Origin of the sequence: Gaiella sp. (assembly GCF_035558935.1) — a bacterium.
Classification (GTDB): Bacteria; Actinomycetota; Thermoleophilia; order Gaiellales; family Gaiellaceae; genus Gaiella.
Genome location: NZ_DATMBZ010000002.1, coordinates 18338 through 35574 on the forward strand (window position 1 = coordinate 18338; position 17237 = coordinate 35574).

The 17237-nt window shown below is 71.3% G+C and carries 16 protein-coding genes; all 16 read left to right on the top strand.

Going from position 1 to position 17237, the window contains the following annotated elements:
- Nucleotides 1-5 precede the first annotated feature (5 nt).
- Nucleotides 6-1037: an ABC transporter ATP-binding protein gene (locus VNM44_RS00230; RefSeq protein WP_325621322.1), complete on the top strand. Its 1032-nt coding sequence runs from the start codon at nt 6-8 to the stop codon at nt 1035-1037.
- Nucleotides 1034-2095, top strand: a complete 1062-nt coding sequence (locus tag VNM44_RS00235; protein WP_325621324.1) for a dipeptide ABC transporter ATP-binding protein — start codon at nt 1034-1036, stop codon at nt 2093-2095. The genes VNM44_RS00230 and VNM44_RS00235 overlap by 4 nt, the downstream gene beginning before the upstream one ends.
- Nucleotides 2096-2110: 15 nt before the next feature.
- Complete coding sequence (locus VNM44_RS00240) at nt 2111-2491, top strand: hypothetical protein (RefSeq protein ID WP_325621326.1); 381 nt, start codon at nt 2111-2113, stop codon at nt 2489-2491.
- Nucleotides 2492-2550: 59 nt separating this feature from the next.
- A complete protein-coding gene (locus VNM44_RS00245; RefSeq protein ID WP_325621328.1) occupies nt 2551-3030 on the top strand; it encodes a zf-HC2 domain-containing protein in 480 nt (159 codons plus the stop codon).
- Between the two features lie 54 nt (nt 3031-3084).
- Nucleotides 3085-4110, top strand: a complete 1026-nt coding sequence (locus VNM44_RS00250; RefSeq protein WP_325621330.1) for an AAA family ATPase — start codon at nt 3085-3087, stop codon at nt 4108-4110.
- Entirely contained in the window at nt 4107-5024 is a 918-nt protein-coding gene (locus VNM44_RS00255; protein WP_325621331.1) for a DUF58 domain-containing protein, read from the top strand. Before VNM44_RS00250 ends, VNM44_RS00255 begins: the two co-directional genes overlap by 4 nt.
- Nucleotides 5021-5938, top strand: a complete 918-nt coding sequence (locus VNM44_RS00260; protein WP_325621333.1) for a hypothetical protein — start codon at nt 5021-5023, stop codon at nt 5936-5938. Before VNM44_RS00255 ends, VNM44_RS00260 begins: the two co-directional genes overlap by 4 nt.
- Nucleotides 5935-6831, top strand: coding sequence for a hypothetical protein (locus VNM44_RS00265; RefSeq protein ID WP_325621337.1), 897 nt, complete (start codon nt 5935-5937; stop codon nt 6829-6831). The genes VNM44_RS00260 and VNM44_RS00265 overlap by 4 nt, the downstream gene beginning before the upstream one ends.
- Complete coding sequence (locus VNM44_RS00270; protein WP_325621339.1) at nt 6828-7463, top strand: hypothetical protein; 636 nt, start codon at nt 6828-6830, stop codon at nt 7461-7463. The genes VNM44_RS00265 and VNM44_RS00270 overlap by 4 nt, the downstream gene beginning before the upstream one ends.
- Nucleotides 7464-7472: 9 nt before the next feature.
- The gene (locus tag VNM44_RS00275) at nt 7473-8435 is read left to right on the top strand and encodes a VWA domain-containing protein (RefSeq protein ID WP_325621341.1); all 963 of its coding nucleotides are present in this window, start codon (nt 7473-7475) and stop codon (nt 8433-8435) included.
- 49 nt (nt 8436-8484) lie between these two features.
- A complete protein-coding gene (locus VNM44_RS00280) occupies nt 8485-9069 on the top strand; it encodes a hypothetical protein (protein WP_325621343.1) in 585 nt (194 codons plus the stop codon).
- A gap of 215 nt (nt 9070-9284) precedes the next feature.
- Nucleotides 9285-10709, top strand: coding sequence for a F0F1 ATP synthase subunit beta (gene atpD / locus VNM44_RS00285; protein WP_325621345.1), 1425 nt, complete (start codon nt 9285-9287; stop codon nt 10707-10709).
- A 37-nt stretch (nt 10710-10746) separates the two neighbouring features.
- Nucleotides 10747-11184 carry an ATP synthase F1 subunit epsilon gene (atpC, locus tag VNM44_RS00290; protein ID WP_325621347.1) on the top strand — a complete coding sequence of 146 codons (438 nt, stop codon included), beginning with the start codon at nt 10747-10749 and terminating at the stop codon, nt 11182-11184.
- Between the two features lie 157 nt (nt 11185-11341).
- Nucleotides 11342-12817, top strand: coding sequence for a hypothetical protein (locus VNM44_RS00295; RefSeq protein ID WP_325621349.1), 1476 nt, complete (start codon nt 11342-11344; stop codon nt 12815-12817).
- A gap of 1 nt (nt 12818) precedes the next feature.
- Nucleotides 12819-14810, top strand: a complete 1992-nt coding sequence (locus VNM44_RS00300) for a putative bifunctional diguanylate cyclase/phosphodiesterase (RefSeq protein WP_325621351.1) — start codon at nt 12819-12821, stop codon at nt 14808-14810.
- Nucleotides 14811-14964: 154 nt separating this feature from the next.
- Nucleotides 14965-17237 (top strand): methionine synthase (gene metH, locus VNM44_RS00305; protein WP_325621353.1); only part of this gene is annotated, 2273 nt, incomplete at its 3' end.

The following is a 17237-nucleotide window of genomic DNA, read 5'->3' on the forward strand; positions in this document are numbered from 1 at the left end:
CTCGGATGAGCGAGCCGCTCCTCGACGTCCGCGACCTGCGGACCGAGTTCTCAACGGACGACGGCATCGTCCGGGCCGTCGACGGCGTCAGCTTCAAGGTCGAGCCGGGCCAGGTGCTCGGCATCGTCGGCGAGTCGGGCTCGGGGAAGAGCGTCACCTGCCTCACGGTGATGGGCCTCAACGACCCGAAGTTCGCGGTCTCGAGCGGCGAGGTGCTCTTTCGCGGCGAGGATCTCCTGAAGGTCTCGAAGAGCCGCCTGCGCGAGGTGCGCGGGAACGAGATCGCGATGATCTTCCAGGACCCGATGACGTCGCTCAATCCCGTGCACAAGATCGGTCGCCAGCTCGCCGAGGCAGTGGTTCTGCACGAGGACGTGTCGCGGAAGCAGGCGTACGCCCGCGCGCTCGAGCTGCTGAAGGCAGTGGGTATCCCTCGCGCCGAGCGACGGATCGACGACTACCCCCACCAGTTTTCGGGCGGCATGCGCCAGCGCGTGATGATCGCGATGGCACTCATCAACAACCCCGACCTCATCATCGCCGACGAGCCGACGACGGCGCTCGACGTGACCACGCAGGCGCAGATCCTCGCCCTGCTCAAGCGGCTGCAGGAGGACTTCGGCTCTGCCGTGATCATGATCACGCACGACCTCGGCGTCGTCGCCGAGGTCGCGGACGACGTGATCGTCATGTACGCCGCCCGGATCGTCGAGCGGGGAGCGGTGCGGTCGATCTTCAACGAGCCGCGACATCCGTACACCTGGGGCTTGATGGGCTCGCTGCCCCGACTCGACGTGAACGTCGAGCGCCTGTACCAGATCCCCGGCCAGCCGCCCTCGCTGCTCAACCCGCCCGTGGGGTGCCGCTTCCATCCGCGCTGCGCCTTCGCGATGCCCGTCTGCCGCGAGAAGGACCCGCGACTCGAGGCCACCTCGGGCGACCCGGCGCACGAGGAGGCCTGCCATCTCGACGGGGAGACCAAGTCGCGCGAGGCCGCGGCGCTCGTCGCGACGCTGACCGCCGGGGCCGTCGTATGAGCACCGTCGGCGCGGGCAACGAGCTCCTCGTCGTCGAGGACCTGAAGAAGCACTTCCCGGTCACGCGGGGGATCGTCTTCCAGAAGGAGATCGCGACCGTCAAGGCGGTCGACGGCGTCTCGTTCACGCTGCGCGAAGGCGAGACGCTCGGCATCGTCGGCGAGTCCGGCTGCGGCAAGTCCACGCTCGTGCGCTGCATCCTCAAGCTGCTCGAGCCGACCGGCGGCAGGGTCGTCTTCCAGGGCCAGGACATCACCGGCCTCTCGCGCCGCGAGATGCGGCCGCTGCGCCGGAACATGATGATGGTCTTCCAGGATCCGTACGCGTCGCTCAACGCCCGAAAGCGCGTCGGTTTCATCATCGGCGAGGCGCTCGAGCTCCACGGCATCGGGACGCCGGCCGAGCGCAAGCGGCGCGTCCAGGAGCTGCTCGAGGTGGTCGGCTTGAACCCCGAGCACTACAACCGGTTCCCGCACGAGTTCTCCGGCGGCCAGCGCCAGCGCATCGGCGTCGCCCGCGCGCTCGCGGTCAACCCGAAGCTGATCGTCTGCGACGAGCCCGTGTCGGCGCTCGACGTCTCGGTGCAGGCGCAGATCCTGAACCTGCTGAAGGACCTCCAGCGCGAGTTCGGCCTCACCTATGTCTTCATCGCCCACGACCTCAACGTCGTGCGGCACATCTCCGACCGCGTGATGGTCATGTACCTCGGCAAGGCGGTCGAGCTGGCCGACCGCGACGAGCTGTACATCCACCCCAAGCACCCGTACACCGGCGCTCTGCTCAGCGCCGTGCCGATCGCGAGCCCCGACATCGGTCGCGCGCGGAAGCAGGTGGTGCTCGAGGGTGACGTGCCCAACCCGATCAACCCGCCGGTCGCCTGCAACTTCCATCCGCGCTGCCCGAGGTTCCACCAGGGTCACTGCGACGTGGAGACGCCGCCGCTCGCGCCGATCGCGCACGACCATCTCGTCGCCTGCCACTACCCGCTCGAGCGCTGGCCGATGGACATCGCCGATCGCAGCGTGGCGGCCGCGCAGCCGGTCGAGTCGGCCGGATAGCGCGACCGCCGCACCATGCGCGCCGCCGCGCGACGGATCGTCGTTCTCTTCGGCTCCGCTGTCGTCGCGATCGGGCTGGTCTCCGGGCTCATCGGCCTCGCGCTCGGCAGCTCCTTCTGGCGCGCGTCGGCGACGGGCCTCTACCTCGTCGGATGCTTCCTGATCGTGCTAGGCGTCTTCGCCGGCGTACGAGGGCCGCTGCGACCGGCCGGCTCGGAGGAGGAGGGCGACGCTCTGGGATCCCTGCTCGGCGTCGGCATCTTCTCGAAGGGAGTGCGGAGCGCGACGAGCGACGAGCGGGCCGACGCCCGGGCGACGGCATGGCTCTTCCTCGCCATGGGCGTCACGATGATCCTCGTCGGCATCGCGCTCGATCCCCGGACGAAGCTCTTCTAGAGACGCGTGGTTCCGACTAACCACTCCGCCGTTCGGTCGTCCAAGTCAGCATGACGGGTATGCGTCCGTCTCGGTGCGACCGCACACGATCGCTCCTCTCGCAGGGGCTCGACGGCGCGATCTCCGAGGTCGAGCGGCGGGCGACCGCGCGGCACATCGCGCGCTGCGCGGACTGTCGCGCCTTCGAGGCGCAGAGCCGCTGGGTGACGGAGGAGCTCCGGGAGGCGCCGCTGCTCGAGCTTCCGCGCCGCGTCGTCCTCACCCCGGTGCGAACGCACCGGATCTCGAGCCGGCTCGTCGGCAACGTCGCGTCGATCGCAGCGTTGCTCGCCGTGAGCGTCGGCGGCTGGGCGACCGGCATGAGCCTCGCGACAGGCTCGTCGGCGAACCGCGCCGTGCCGCCGCTGCGCGACTCGGTGAACGTCGACGCGCTCCGCGCGCTGCACGTCGAGGCGCTGCGCGCCGGCCAGCTGCCGATGCTCCCCGAGACGCGCCCGCCCGCGAACGTGAAGCCGCCGCGCCCGGCGGACGACGCCTAGCGCCAACGCGGCGCGCGGACCAGCGTGGAGGCCCCGACTACACTCGTCGGCGTGTTGGCCGACCCGGTACGCGCCGACGAGCTGCAAGAGGCTGTCGCGGTCGCCACGCGGCTGCTCGAGAACATCGAGAGGGTCGTGCACGGCAAGAGCGACGAGGTGCGGCTCGTCCTGACGGCCCTGGCGTGCGGCGGGCACGTGCTGTTCGAGGACGTGCCGGGCACGGCGAAGACGGTTCTCGCGCGGGCCGTGTCGCAGTCGATCGAGGGGTCGCTCGGGACGAGGATCCAGTGCACGCCCGATCTCCAGCCGACCGACGTCACCGGTCTCGCCGTCTACGACCAGCGGACGCGGGACTTCGAGTTCCGACCGGGTCCGATCTTCGCGAACGTCGTGCTCGTCGACGAGATCAACCGGGCGATGCCGAAGACGCAGTCCGCACTGCTCGAGGCGATGGCCGAGCGCCAGGTGACGGTCGACGGGACGACGAGGCCCACCCCTCGTCCGTTCCTGCTGCTCGCCACGGAGAACCCGATCGAATACGAGGGCACGTTCCCGCTCCCGGAGGCGCAGCTCGACCGCTTCTTCCTGCGGACCTCGCTCGGCTACCCGAGCGCCTCCGAGGAGCTCAAGGTGATCGAGGACCAGCGCGTCGAGCATCCGCTTGCATCGCTGCAGCCCGTCGTCGGCATCGACGAGATCGAGGCTCTCGAGCGCGCGACCACCGCCGTCTACCTCGACCCGCTGATCGCGGAGTGGGTCGTCCGGCTCGTCCGTGCGACGCGTGAGATGAGCGCCACGTCGGTCGGCGCCTCGGTCCGCGGCAGCCTCGCGCTCGAGCGGGCCGCGCGCGGCTGGGCGCTGCTCCACGGCCGCCAGTACGTCGTCCCGGCCGACGTCGAACGGCTGCTCGTCGCGGTGCTCGGACATCGAGTCGTCCTCACGCCGACGAAGCTCGCGGAGGCGCGCCAGCATGGGATGGCGGCCGTCATGCGCGCGTTTGCCGAGGAATGCCTCGCGCTCGCGCCGCCGCCGTCGGCGGCGCTCGAGGACGACCCGGTGCCCGCCCCCGTCGAGGAATGATCGGCGGCGGCCTCACCTTCCCGCTCGTCTCGCGCCGGCGGCTGATCGGCCTGGCGTTCGGGTCGATGCACGGCGCGCGCAGAGGCTCGGGATCTGATATCGCCGGCTCGCGTCCCTATGTCCCGGGGGACGACCCTCACCGGATCGACTGGGCCGCGTCGGCGCGCCTCTCGGCGGCACGAGCCAGCGACGAGTTCGTCGTCCGGGAATACCTCGCCGACGAGGCGCCGCGAGTGGTCGTCTGCGTCGACCGGCGCCCCGCGATGTCGATGTGCCCGCCTGGCCTGCCGTTTCTCCACAAGGCGGAGGCCGCCGGCGTCGCGCTCGCGCTGATCGAGGCGAGCGTGGCGGAGTCGCGCGGCCTCGTGGGACGGCTCGAGCACGAGCGCCCCGGCCTCGTCGCTTGGAGCCCGCCGACGAGCGGGCGCAGGAACATCGTCCTCGCGGAGCACGCCCTGCCGGAGCGCTCGACGCCGGCCGACGCGATCACGGGCATGTTCGAGTTCCTCACGATCCACAGGCGCCAGGTCCCGTCGGCGAGCTTCGTGTTCGTCCTCTCCGACTTCATCGAGCCGACGCCGCTCGAGACGTGGGAATGGGCGCTCGACCGAGGCTGGGACGTCGTCCCGGTGATCGTCCAGGATCCGGTGTGGGAGCAGCGCTTCCCCGACGTCGACCGCATCGTCGTCCCGCTCGTCGGGGCCAACGGCCGCATGCGGCTCGTGCGGCTTTCCGCCGGCGAGTCTGAACGGCTGCGAGAGCGCCACGAGGAGCGGCTGGCGGAGCTCGTCGGCGGGCTGCGCTCGCTCGGCGTCGAGCCGGTCGTGATCGGACGGGAGGACGGCGAGCACGTCTTCGAGGCCTTTCTCAGCTGGTCGTCCGAGCGGCAGGCGGCCTGGGGGCACGCGGCGTGAAGCGCGCGGCGGTGATCGCCGTGCAGGTGGCAGCCGCCGTGCTCGTCGGCCTTGCGATCCGGGAGCTCTGGCTCGCGGTCACCAACGAGGGCAACAGCGCCGCCGAGCCGCGCAGCGCGGTCTCCGTCACGGCCGACGTGACGCCGAACGTCGTCGCTTTCGGGACGCCCCTCGTCGCGACCGCCGACGTCGTCGTCGACACCCGGATCGTCCGGCCCGAGTCGATCAGCATGCAGGCGGACTTCACGCCGTACGAGCTCGCGGGCAAGCCGACGGTCGAGCGGCACGTGACCGGCTCGAGCGCGCACGTGCGCTTCCGCTATCCGCTCCGGTGTCTCCGCGAAGGGTGCGAGCCGGCGGCCGCGCGCGGCGTGGCCGAGTTCCAGTCGGGCCTCGTGCGTTACCGCTTCCGCGACAGCCCGGGTGCCGGTCGGGACTTCGTCGACTGGCCCGCGGTCGTCGTCGCCTCGCGCGTCGCGGCGGACGACGTGGAGGCGATCCGCTGGCGGGCGAGCGAGACGGAGCTTCCGGCGGTCACGACGCGCTTCGGGCCCAAGGGGCTGGCGACCGTCCTCCTTGTCGCGGCGCTGGCGCTCGTCGGCGCGGCCGTCTGGCTCGGCCGTCGCCTGTGGCATGTCCCGGCGGTGTCCGAGGATCTCGAGCAGCGTCCTATCCGCCCGCCGCTGGAGCGTGCCCTCGAGCTCGCACGGGCAGAGCTCGGCAACGGCGTCGGGCCGGCCGAACGCCGCCGGGCGCTCGAGCGCGTGGCGCGCGAGCTCGACGTGCTCGGCCACGAGGCGCTGGCCGACGACGCGCGGGCGCTCGCCTGGTCGCCGCAGCCCTCGACCGGCGAGGAGGTCGAGTCCTTCGCGCGCCGTGTGGAGGACGCGGTCTCACCCGAGGTCGCGGTATGAGCGAGCTCTCGCTGCGCCGGCGCACCGGGCTGCCGACCTCTGCCGCGGACGAGCTGCGCCGCGAGCATCGGCGGACGCGCTGGGTCAGGGTCGCGCTCGCCGTAGCGGCACTCGGGCTGCTGCTCGCCGCCTACGGGCTCTCTCGCGACCTCCAGGCGCTCCCGACCAGCTACTTCGCGACCGGGAGCGGCGGCATCGTCGTCCTCGACCTCTCGACGAGCGTCGACGCGCAGAAGTCGCAGCGCGTGCAGCGCGTCTTGCAGTCCTTCGCGGAGACCGAGGGGCGCGTGGGGCTGATCGTCTTCTCGGACAGCGCGTACGAGATGCTGCCGCCGGACACGAGGAGCGAGGAGCTGCGTCCGCTGCTCCCCTTCTTCGACCAGGGACCGGTCGGCGTCGCGCAGCGTGGCTTCGGCGCCCGCCGGCGCGGCGGAAACGCGGCTCCGGCGCAGCGGCCTCGGGAGGAGAGCCCCTGGTCGCTCGCCTTCCGCGGCGGCACTCGGATCTCGACAGGTCTCGCCGAGGCGCGCGCCGTCATCGCCCGGGAAGGCAATCACGACCTGTCCGTCCTCCTGCTGAGCGACCTGGACGACTCGGGCTTCGACACGTCGGCGCTCACCGAGGAGCTCGTCGCGTACGAGCGCGACGGCATCCGGCTCCGCGTCGTCCCGCTGTTCCCCGCGCCCGAGGACAGGCGGCTCTTCACGCAGATCGCCGGGAAGAACGTCTTCGTCGACCGCCCCGAGCTCCTGCGGAACACGACGGTGCGCGAGCACCTGACACTCGTGGGCTCGTCGCCGTGGGCGCTCGCCTGTGTCGGCGCCGCGCTGCTCGGCCTCCTCGCTCTGAACGAGCGCTGGTGCGCACGCCTGGCCTGGGGGAGGACGGCGTGACCGAGCGTCCCTGGCTCCGGCCCGCGGCGGGTGCGGTCGCGGTCCTCGCGCTCGTCGTCGGAGCGGCGCTCCTCGTCGCGCTCGCTGCCGACGTGCTGCGCTGGGACCGGCAGCTCCGCGACGGCGACATCGCATACGGCGCCGCGGTGCCTGCGGCGTGGGAGCCGGACACGCTTCTCCCACGCGGTGTGTCGGAGTCGCTCCTCGGCGTCGGAGACGACGTCGCCTACCGGCACGCCGTCGACCGCTTCTGGCGCAGCGGTCCGCGAGAGCCGATCCGCGTGTTCGAGGACGTGACCCGGAGGAGTGCTGCGGAGCGGGTGCTCGGCCAGACGTTCGTCGCCGACGACAACCCGACGCGGCGATCGCAGCTCGCGGTGCTTCGAGCGGCGCTCATGCTCGAGGAGGGCAGGAACTCGCCGACGCAGCGCCAGGTCTTCGTCCGGCGCGCGATCGAGCAGCTCGAGCGAGCCGTGATCCTCGACCCGTCCAACGACACGGCGATCTACGACCTCGAGCTCGCGCTCAAGCTGTTGCGGGCGTCCGGCTCGGGCGTCGCGGGCAGCGGTGACACGCGCTCGCCGCTGCCGAGCCCGGGCGCCGGCTCGGCGACGTCCGGCAGCGGCTTCTGACGAGCGGACGTGTCGGTCAGCTTCCTGACCCCGCTCGCGGCCCTCGTCGGCCTGATCGGGGCCCTCGGCGCGTGGGCGCTCGTCGCCGGGCGAAGGCGGTCCGCTGCGATCGCGACGTCGCTCCGCCTGCCGGCGGCAGGGCGACGCGCCACCCTCGTCGACCTCGGCCTGGTCGCGCTCGTCTCCGGCCTGGTCGCGCTCGCCGCGGCCCAACCCGTCGTCGCGCGCTCGGAATCGACCCGCGGTCGCGACGGCGCCGAGGTGCTGATCGTGATGGACGTCACGCGCTCGATGCTCGCGCGGCGCGCTCCGAGCGAGCCGACCCGGCTCGACCGAGCAAGAGCCGTCGCGAAGCGCCTGCGCAGCGCGATCCCGGAGACACGCGTCGGCGTCGCATCGCTCTCGGACCGCGTCCTGCCACACCTCTTCCCGACGCTCGGAGCCAACGCCTTCGCTGCGGTGATCGACCGCGCGATCGGGATCGAGCGACCACCACCCGACCGGAGGGCGCGGCGGGCCACGGCGTTCGCAGCACTCGGCGATCTGGGCCGTGTCGCGTTCTTCCGTCCCGACTCGGCCCGTCGGATCGCCGTTGTCGTGACGGACGGGGAGACGATCCCGGTCGACCTGGAGACCTTGAGCGATCGCCTACGCGAGGGTCACGTCTCGACGATCTTCGTCCAGGTGTGGCGGGGCGACGAGGCCGTGTTCGACGACCAGGGGGTGCGCGACCCCGCCTACCGTCCCGACCCGACGTCGAGCCGCTCACTGCGGCTCGTCGCCGGCGCGTTGGACGCGCCGGTCATCAACGAAGGCGACACGCGCTCGCTCGTGGCCGCCGTGCGCGAGCGGCTGGGCAGGGGCCCACTCGTCGCCCAGGGCCGCCAGTTGGTCTCGAAGGAGCTGGCTCCGCAGGCACTCCTCGCGGCCTTCGTCCCGCTCGCGGTGCTCCTCTACCGCCGTAACCTGTAGTTCACATCCGCCGAACGTTCTGGAAAACACGCTCGGCTACCCTCCACGCGTGTTCCGACGTCTCCGCTCGCCGGGCACGGCCCGGGCCCTCACCTGGGCCGCTGCGCTCGTCCTGATCGCCGGCATCGTCGCGTTCGTGACCGTGCGGCTCGGCCAGGAGGACAAGGGCCCGGCCAATGTCGGGAGCGTGCCGACCGGGTTCGCCTCGGAGGACTTCGATCCCAACGCGACGATCACGGAGCCGAAGGAGAGCGACGTCCCGCAGGCCGCACGGGTCGCGGCCGGCGAGTTCGTGCTCGCAGCCGTCGGGCGCGAAAACCTCCCGAAGGCCTGGAAGCTCGCCGATCCCGGCCTCAAGCGTGACTGCGCCTGCACCTACAAGGAATGGCTCACCGGCAACATCCCCGTCCAGTACTTCCCGACGAAGGGGCTCCGCGGAGCGTCGTTCTCGGTCGACGAGGTGACGCCGGGCCATGTCGTCCTGCAGGTCCTGCTGACGCCGGCCGCGTCGAGCAGCCTGAAGCCGACGGCCTTCTACATCGGCCTCAAGCAACGCGGCAAGGACGCCCCCTGGCTCGTCGACTACTGGGCTCCGGTGGACGTCATCGCCGTGCCTGCGTCTCCGCAGGGCTGACGCCTCCACGTACGCTGACGGCGTGTTCGTGACGCCGAACTTCATCTCGTCCGACGTCTGACGGCTCGACCACGCCGAGCGTGTCGAGGCGCTGATGCAGGGCTCCTCCCGACCGCGGCGGGACCGCATCGGGCTGCTCCGGCCGTTGGCTAGACTCCGTCGCCGGTCGCCCGGCAGGGTGCCGCTCGGTCAACCGTCTCTCCCATCGGAGCCACATGCCTGAAGCCACGAGCACGTCCGGTCGCAATGTCGGGAAGATCATCGAGATCAAGGGCGTCGTTCTCGACGCAGTGTTCCCCGACGACCTCCCCGAGATCCTGAGCGCCCTCGAGATCGAGCTGCCGAACGGGACGCTCGTCGCCGAGGTCCAGCAGCATCTCGGCGATGACCGCGTGCGCGCGGTTGCGATGGACTCGACCGACGGCCTCGCGCGGGGCGTGGACGTGGTCGACACGGGCGCTCCGATCTCCGTGCCGGTCGGCCAGCCGACGCTGGGACGGCTCTGGAACGTGATCGGGCAGTCGATCGACGGCAAGGGCGAGATCGCGGCGGACGCGGAGCGGTGGCCGATCCACCGCGACCCGCCCGCCTTCCGCGACCTCTCGCCGAAGATCGAGATCTTCGAGACCGGCCTCAAGTGCGTCGACCTGATCGCGCCGTACATCAAGGGCGGCAAGGTCGGCCTCTTCGGCGGCGCGGGCGTCGGCAAGACCGTGCTGATCCAGGAGCTGATCCACAACCTCGCAAAGGAGCACGGCGGCGTGTCGGTCTTCTCCGGCGTCGGCGAACGGACGCGCGAGGGCACCGACCTGATGATCGAGATGACCGAGTCGGGCGTGATCGACAAGGTCGCCCTCGTCTACGGCCAGATGAACGAGCCCCCGGGGGCTCGCCTGCGCGTCGGCCTCTCGGGCCTCACGATGGCCGAGTACTTCCGCGACCAGGGTCAGGACGTGCTGCTGTTCATCGACAACATCTTCCGGTTCGTCCAGGCCGGCTCGGAGGTCTCCGCGCTGCTCGGCCGCATGCCGAGCGCCGTCGGCTACCAGCCGACGCTCGCCACCGAGATGGGCCAGCTGCAGGAGCGCATCACGTCCACGACCACCGGCTCGGTGACGTCGGTGCAGGCGATCTACGTGCCCGCCGACGACCTCACCGACCCGGCGCCCGCGAACACGTTCGCCCACCTCGACTCCACGACGACGCTGTCCCGCGCGATCGTCGAGAAGGGGATCTATCCGGCGATGGACCCGCTCGACTCGACCTCGCGGGCGCTCCAGCCGGGGATCGTCTCCGACGACCACTACCGCGTCGCGACGAGCGTCCAGCAGATCCTGCAGCGTTACAAGGACCTCCAGGACATCATCGCGATCCTCGGGATGGACGAGCTGACCGACGAGGACAAGCTCGTCGTCTCCCGCGCGCGCAAGGTCGAGCGCTTCCTGTCGCAGCCGAACTTCGTCGCCGAGCAGTTCACGGGGACGCCGGGCGAGTACGTCAAGCTCGAGGACACGATCGCAGGGTTCGACGCGATCATCCAGGGCGAGTGCGACGACCTGCCCGAGGCGGCCTTCTACATGGTCGGGCCGATCGAGGCCGTGCGCGAGAAGGCGCGGCAGCTCGAGCAGGTCGCCGCCTGATGCGGCCCGAGGCCGCCTCAGGCTAGGAAAGCACCGCATGGCGGACGCGACCGATCATCCTGCATTCGACGTGCAGGTCGTCACGCCCGACGGCCCCGTCTTCCAGGGCGAGGCGCACATGCTGATCGTCCCCGGCGCCGCGGGCGAGATCGGAGTGCTGGCGCGTCACGCGCCGCTCGTCGCGACGCTCAAGGCCGGCTCGACGCGCGTCCATCTCGGCGGCAACGAGATCCTCGAGTTCGCGACCGGGCCGGGGTTCTTCAAGGTGGAGCTCGATCGTGCTCTCGCGCTCGTCGACGACGCGGTCAACGTCAGGGAGATCGACGACTCGCGCGCCCAGGCCCAGCTCGACGCGGCGAGGGCGGAGCTCGAGCGCGTCGAGGCCGGAGAGTCGACCGCCGACCGCTGGCAGCTCGAGCAACGCATCAGGCACGCCGAGAACCAGCTCGCGGTCTCGGGTCGCACGACCGGCTGAGCCGTTCGGCGCGGCGCCACCGACTCGATATCCCTCCCGTGAGGGAACCGGAGCGTCGGCGTCTCACCCTGTTGGGGGACGGAGGGGGCGGCCAGGCGCTCGTACGGTGAGAGCCTCCGGGGATCCTCCCGGGGAGGGGCAAGGGGTTACTGCGGCGATGAAGGAGCGGCCATTCTGGCGTCTGTTGGCGTCCCGAAACACGCGCGAGCTCGCGGCGATCGCGTGCACCATGCTCGTGATTCCGGCCGTCGCGCTTGCGGGGCTGACGCTCTCGCTCTTCCCGAACGGGGTAGGCGCACCGATCCTCGAGGCACCGCGGGCGCTGTTCGGTGGTGCTCGCGACACGACATCGGGGCTCGTGCGGCTCGTCGCGGGGCCCGAGTCGGAGGCGCCCTCCTCCGACGAGACCGTCGCGATCTCCGAGGCGCCGTCCGATCGTCCAGTCTCCCGTCCTGCGCGGAGAAACGCCGACGAACGCGGCCCGGGGGCGCGCAGCGGGACGGCTCCTGCCGTGTCGGGCGGTGCGACTGCACGAGGCGGCGGGACACAGGGTGGCGAGCCCGCCGACGACACCTTCGAGCCTCCCTTCGGCGCCGCGCCCGGCGAGAGCAGCAGCGCGCCGGTCGAGACAACACCTTCGCCCGGCCGCTCCACACCGTCCGCACCGGGCGGCGGAGGCGGCGACGATTCGGACTCGAGGTCGGAACACGACGAGCGACCCGTCGTTCCCTCGGGGCCGACGCCCGGTTCGAGCGTAGGCGTTCCAGGAGAGCCCTCCGACGACGGAGCCGTCGACGGCGGTTCGGGTGGCGGGCCGACGGCCGAGGAGTCGGGCCCGGTCGCGCTCGACGAGACGTCCTCCGGAACGGGCGCCTCGGTAGGAAGCGCACCGGCGGGTACCGAGGCCTCTGGTCAGGGAACGAACGAGGCCGTCGATCCCGGCAACGGCCAGACGGGAGCTCCGTCGGCCGGCAGCGCCGGAGCGCAGGACGCGGATCCGGCCGCAGGCGCCCCGCAGGAGGGCGGCAGCGGGGCCGAGGGCGGCAGCGGGGTCGGCGGCGGCAACGGAAGCGGGGGGGATGCGGCGCCCGGGGACGGCAACGCAGCCGGTGGCGACGCGGGCGCCGGCGGCACCGGCGGAAACGAGGGGAGCGCCCCGGGGGACGCCGGCCAGGGCGACGGCACCGGCACGGACGCCGGCCAGGGCCCGGCCGACGGCGGCGGCACCGACCCGGGCACGGGCACCGACGGCACGGATCAGGGCAACGGGAACGGCCAGGGCAACGGGAACGGGCAGGGCAACGGGAACTGCCAGGGGAACGGCAACGGCAATGGCCAGGGCAAAGCGAACGGGCACGTCAATGGAAACGGGCAGGACAACGGCAACGGGAACGGGAACGGGAACGGAAACAACGGCAACGGCAACGCAAACGGGCAAGGGAACGGGAACGGTCAGGGCAACGGAAACGGGAACTGCCAGGGAACCGGACAGGGCAACGGCAACGGCAACGGCAACGGCAACGGCAACGGCAACGGCAACGGCAACGGGGTGAGCTCGGGGCTCGTGCTCGTGCCGCTGGGCGTGCTCGCCGTGATCAGGCGTCGTCGACGCGAGCGCGCGAACGGGGCGTGAGATGAAGCTGCTGCTCAGCCGCGGCCGCGACGGACGCACGCGGAACCCGAGCCTCGTACTGCGGTTCACGCTGTTCACGGCGGTCGGCCTGGCCGTCACGAGCGTCGCGATCTTCCTGGTCGTCCGTGGTTTCGTCACGGGCCACGCCGAGGACGCCGTCGAGCGGAACACACGGTTCGTGGCGGCGGCCGTCCTCTCGAGACAGCTGACGCCCTCGGACTTCGATGGGCCCGTGAGCGCGGAGCGACGGCGACAGCTCGACCGGATCTTCGGCCAGCAGGTGCTGCTCGACGACGTGGACCGGGCAACGCTCTACGGGCGCGACGGCGTCGTGTCCTACTCGACCGACGCGGCGCTGATCGGACGGCCGACGCACGACAGCGACGCCGCGCGTGCAGCGCTCTCCGGCGGCCTCATCAAGACCGTCGTCGAGCCCGAGCACGTCGGCGATGCGAAGCGCACGGTGCTCAAGCAGGTCGTGCCGATCTCGTTCGGCCACCGGCCGGCCGGCACCTTCGTCTCGTCGCGCGACTACGCGCCGATTGCCCGGTCGATCCGGGCCACCTTCGTGCCCATCGCTGCCGTCCTGGAAATCCTTGTGCTTGCCCTCTTCGCGTCGTTCTTCCCGGTGCTCCGCCGGGCGACGCGGCAGATGGGCTACCACATCGACGCGATCGAGCACCTGGCTCTCCACGACAGCCTGACGGGCCTGCCGAACCGGGTCCTCTTCCGCGACCGGATCGACCAGGTCCTCGCAGACTCGCGACGCAGCAACGCGCGGGCGGCGGTGATGCTCCTCGATCTCGACGGGTTCAAGGAGATCAACGACGTCCTCGGGCACGCCAACGGCGACGAGTTGCTCCGCAGCTTCAGCGCCCGCCTCCGGCGCTCCATCCGCGAGACCGACACCGTCGCGCGCCTCGGCGGGGACGAGTTCGGGATCGTTCTGCGCGTGGACGGCGCCGACGACGTGCTCGAGGCAGCCGAGCGCATTCACGGCGCGCTCGACGAGCCGTTCGCGATCGGCGACCTCTCCCTCGACGTCGGAGCGTCGATCGGAGGCGCGGTGTTTCCCGACGACGCCGTCGATCCAGAGACGCTCGTGCGCTTTGCCGACGTCGCCATGTACGCCGCGAAGCGAAGCCGGAGCGGCGTCGAGCTCTACGACCCGGCCGCGGACGATTCGAGCCGCGAGGCGCTCGCCCTCGGCGGCGAGATCCGGCAGGCGCTCGAGGACGGAAGCATCGTCGTCCACTTCCAGCCCAAGGTCGAGGTCGCGAGCGGTCGAATCGTCGGCGCCGAGGCGCTCGCCCGCTGGAATCACCCCCAGCGCGGAATCGTCCTTCCGGCCGTGCTCCTCCCCGTCGTGGAGAAGGCGGGGGTCATGCGGCTGCTGACCGATCGCGTTCTCCGGCTCGCGGTGGCGCAGGCGGCGGCCTGGCGCGCCGCCGGGAGACCCATCGAGGTCGCTGTCAACATCGACGTCCGCGCGCTGCTGGACTCGACCTTTCCGTCCGCCGTCGACTCGATCCTCGCGGAGGCCGGGCTCCCCGCCGAGCTGCTCACCCTGGAGATCACCGAGACCTCACTGATGGCCGATCCGACGCGCTCGCGCCATGTCGCCCAGGAGCTCGCGGCGATCGGAGTTCGCCTCTCCATCGACGACTTCGGGACGGGCTACTCGTCCCTCGGCCACCTCACGGCCCTGCCGCTGTCGGAGCTGAAGATCGACCGCTCGTTCGTGAGCCGGATGACCGAAAGCCCGACGGGCATGACGATCGTGAGGACGATCCTCGATCTCGGGGCCAACCTCGACCTCGCGGTCGTCGCCGAGGGGATCGAGTCCCCCCGGGCGCGCAGCATGCTGCTCGACCTCGGCTGCGGCCTCGCCCAGGGCTACGAGCTCGGCCGTCCGGTGCCGGCCGAGGTGCTGACCGACGCATTGGGCGACGGTCGCGCGGTCGACGAGGCGCTCGGACAGGTAGCCGCCTGAGACCGCTTCGCGGAGCATCGGACGCGCGCTATCGTGACGTTCCCGGAGAGCTTTGAGGCAGCTTGGCGACCGGGTCAACAAACGCCTAAAGAGCCCCCGCGCCCTGCGGCCGGGACCGCTCGAAGGTGTGGTCGCCGGCTCGTGAAGGAGAGACGTGAGCGCGGAAGCCCAACTCAGGAAGATTCTCGACACTCGGATCGCCGTCCTCGACGGCTCCTGGGGCGTGCTGCTGCAGAAGAAGGGGCTCTCCGAGGCTGACTACCGCGGCGAGCTGTTGCGCGACCACCCGCGCGACGTCAAGGGCGACCCCGACCTGCTCAACCTCACGCACCCGGACATCGTGGCCGAGCTCCACGACGAGTACTTCGCCGCCGGGGCGGACATCGCGACGACGAACACGTTTACGGCGACCTCGATCGGCCAGCGCGACTACGCACTCGAGGGGCTCGCCGCCGAGATGAGCCGGGAGGGCGCGCGGCTCGCCCGCGCGGCGGCCGACGCCTGGACCGCGCGCACGCCGGACCGTCCGCGCTTCGTCGCCGGCGCAATAGGGCCGCTCAACGTGTCGCTCTCGGTCTCGCCGAAGGTGGACGACCCCTCCTTCCGCTCGGCCACGTTCGACGAGGTGTCGGCGACCTACGCCGAGCAGATCGCCGCGCTCGTCGAGGGCGGCGCCGACCTCCTCCTGGTCGAGACGATCTTCGACACGCTGAACGCGAAGGCCGCGATCGTCGCCGCGGCGGAGGTCGCGCCCGACCTGCCGCTCTGGCTCTCGTTCACCGCGATCGACCGGAGCGGGAGGAACCTCTCGGGCCAGACCGCCGAGGCCTTCTGGGTCTCGGTCGCCCACGCCGAGCCGCTCGTGGTCGGCGTCAACTGCTCGCTCGGCGCCAGCGAGATGCGGCCGTTTCTCGAGAGCCTCGCGCGAGTCGCCGACACCTACGTGTCGTGCTATCCGAACGCGGGGCTGCCGAACGCGATGGGCGAGCACGACGAGCAACCCGGGGACACGAGCCGCTTCCTGCTCGCGTTCGCGGAGGACGGTCTCGTGAACGTCGTCGGAGGATGCTGTGGAACGACGCCCGAGCACATTCGCCAGATCTCGGGGGCGGTCGACGGCCTTCCGCCCCGCGTGCTCCCGACCCCCGTGCCGCGCCCCCGCTGGAGCGGGCTCGAGCCCTTCGAGATCGGGCCCGACACGGGCTTCGTGATGATCGGAGAGCGGACGAACGTCACGGGCTCCGCCCGCTTCCGCTCGCTGGTCGAGGCGGACGACCTCGAGGCGGCGGTCGAGGTCGCGCTCGAGCAGGTGCGCAGCGGCGCGAACGCGCTCGACGTGAACATGGATGCCGACCTGCTCGACGGCGAGCGGACGATGACGCGGTTCCTCAATCTCGTGGCGACCGAGCCGGAGGCGGCGCGCCTGCCGATCATGGTCGACAGCTCGCGCTGGGGAGTGCTCGAGGCCGGGCTCAAGTGCCTCCAGGGAAAGGGCATCGTCAACTCGATCTCACTGAAGGAGGGCGAGGAGCCCTTCCTCGAGCAGGCGCGGCGGATCCGGCGCTACGGAGCGGGCGTCGTCGTGATGGCGTTCGACGAGCAGGGGCAGGCGGACACGCGCGACCGGAAGGTCGAGATCTGCGAGCGCGCGTACCGGCTCCTGACCGAGCAGGCGGGCTTCCCGCCCGAGGACCTGATCTTCGACCCCAACGTGCTGGCGGTCGCCACCGGAATCGAGGAGCACAACGAGTTCGCGAAGGCCTTCATCGAAGCGCTGCCGCTGATCAAGGAACGCTGCCCCGGCGCGCGGACGAGCGGCGGCATCTCGAATCTCTCGTTCGCATTCCGTGGCAACCAGCACGTGCGGGAGGCGATGCACGCCGCGTTCCTGTACCACGCGATCCGCGCAGGTCTCGACATGGGGATCGTCAACGCCGGCCTACTGATGGTCTACGAGGACATCGAACCGGAGCTGCTCGAGCACGTCGAGGATGTGATCTGGAACCGGCGAGCCGACGCGACGGAGCGGCTCGTGGCGCTCGCGCGGCGCTTCGAGGGGGACACGGTGCGCCGCGAGGAGGATCTCGCCTGGCGTGAGTCGTCCGTCGAGAAGCGCCTCGAGCACGCGCTGGTGCACGGGGTCGTCGACTTCATCGAGGAGGACGTCGAGGAGGCCCGCGCCGTCCGCGACCGGCCCCTCGACGTGATCGAGGGCCCGCTGATGGACGGGATGCGCGTCGTCGGCGACCTGTTCGGGTCGGGCCGCATGTTCCTGCCGCAGGTGGTCAAGAGCGCCCGCGCGATGAAGCGCGCGGTCGCGTACCTCGAGCCCTTCATGGAGGCGGAGCAGGTCGGCGGCCGCACCGCGGGACGTGTGGTGCTCGCCACCGTGAAGGGCGACGTGCACGACATCGGCAAGAACATCGT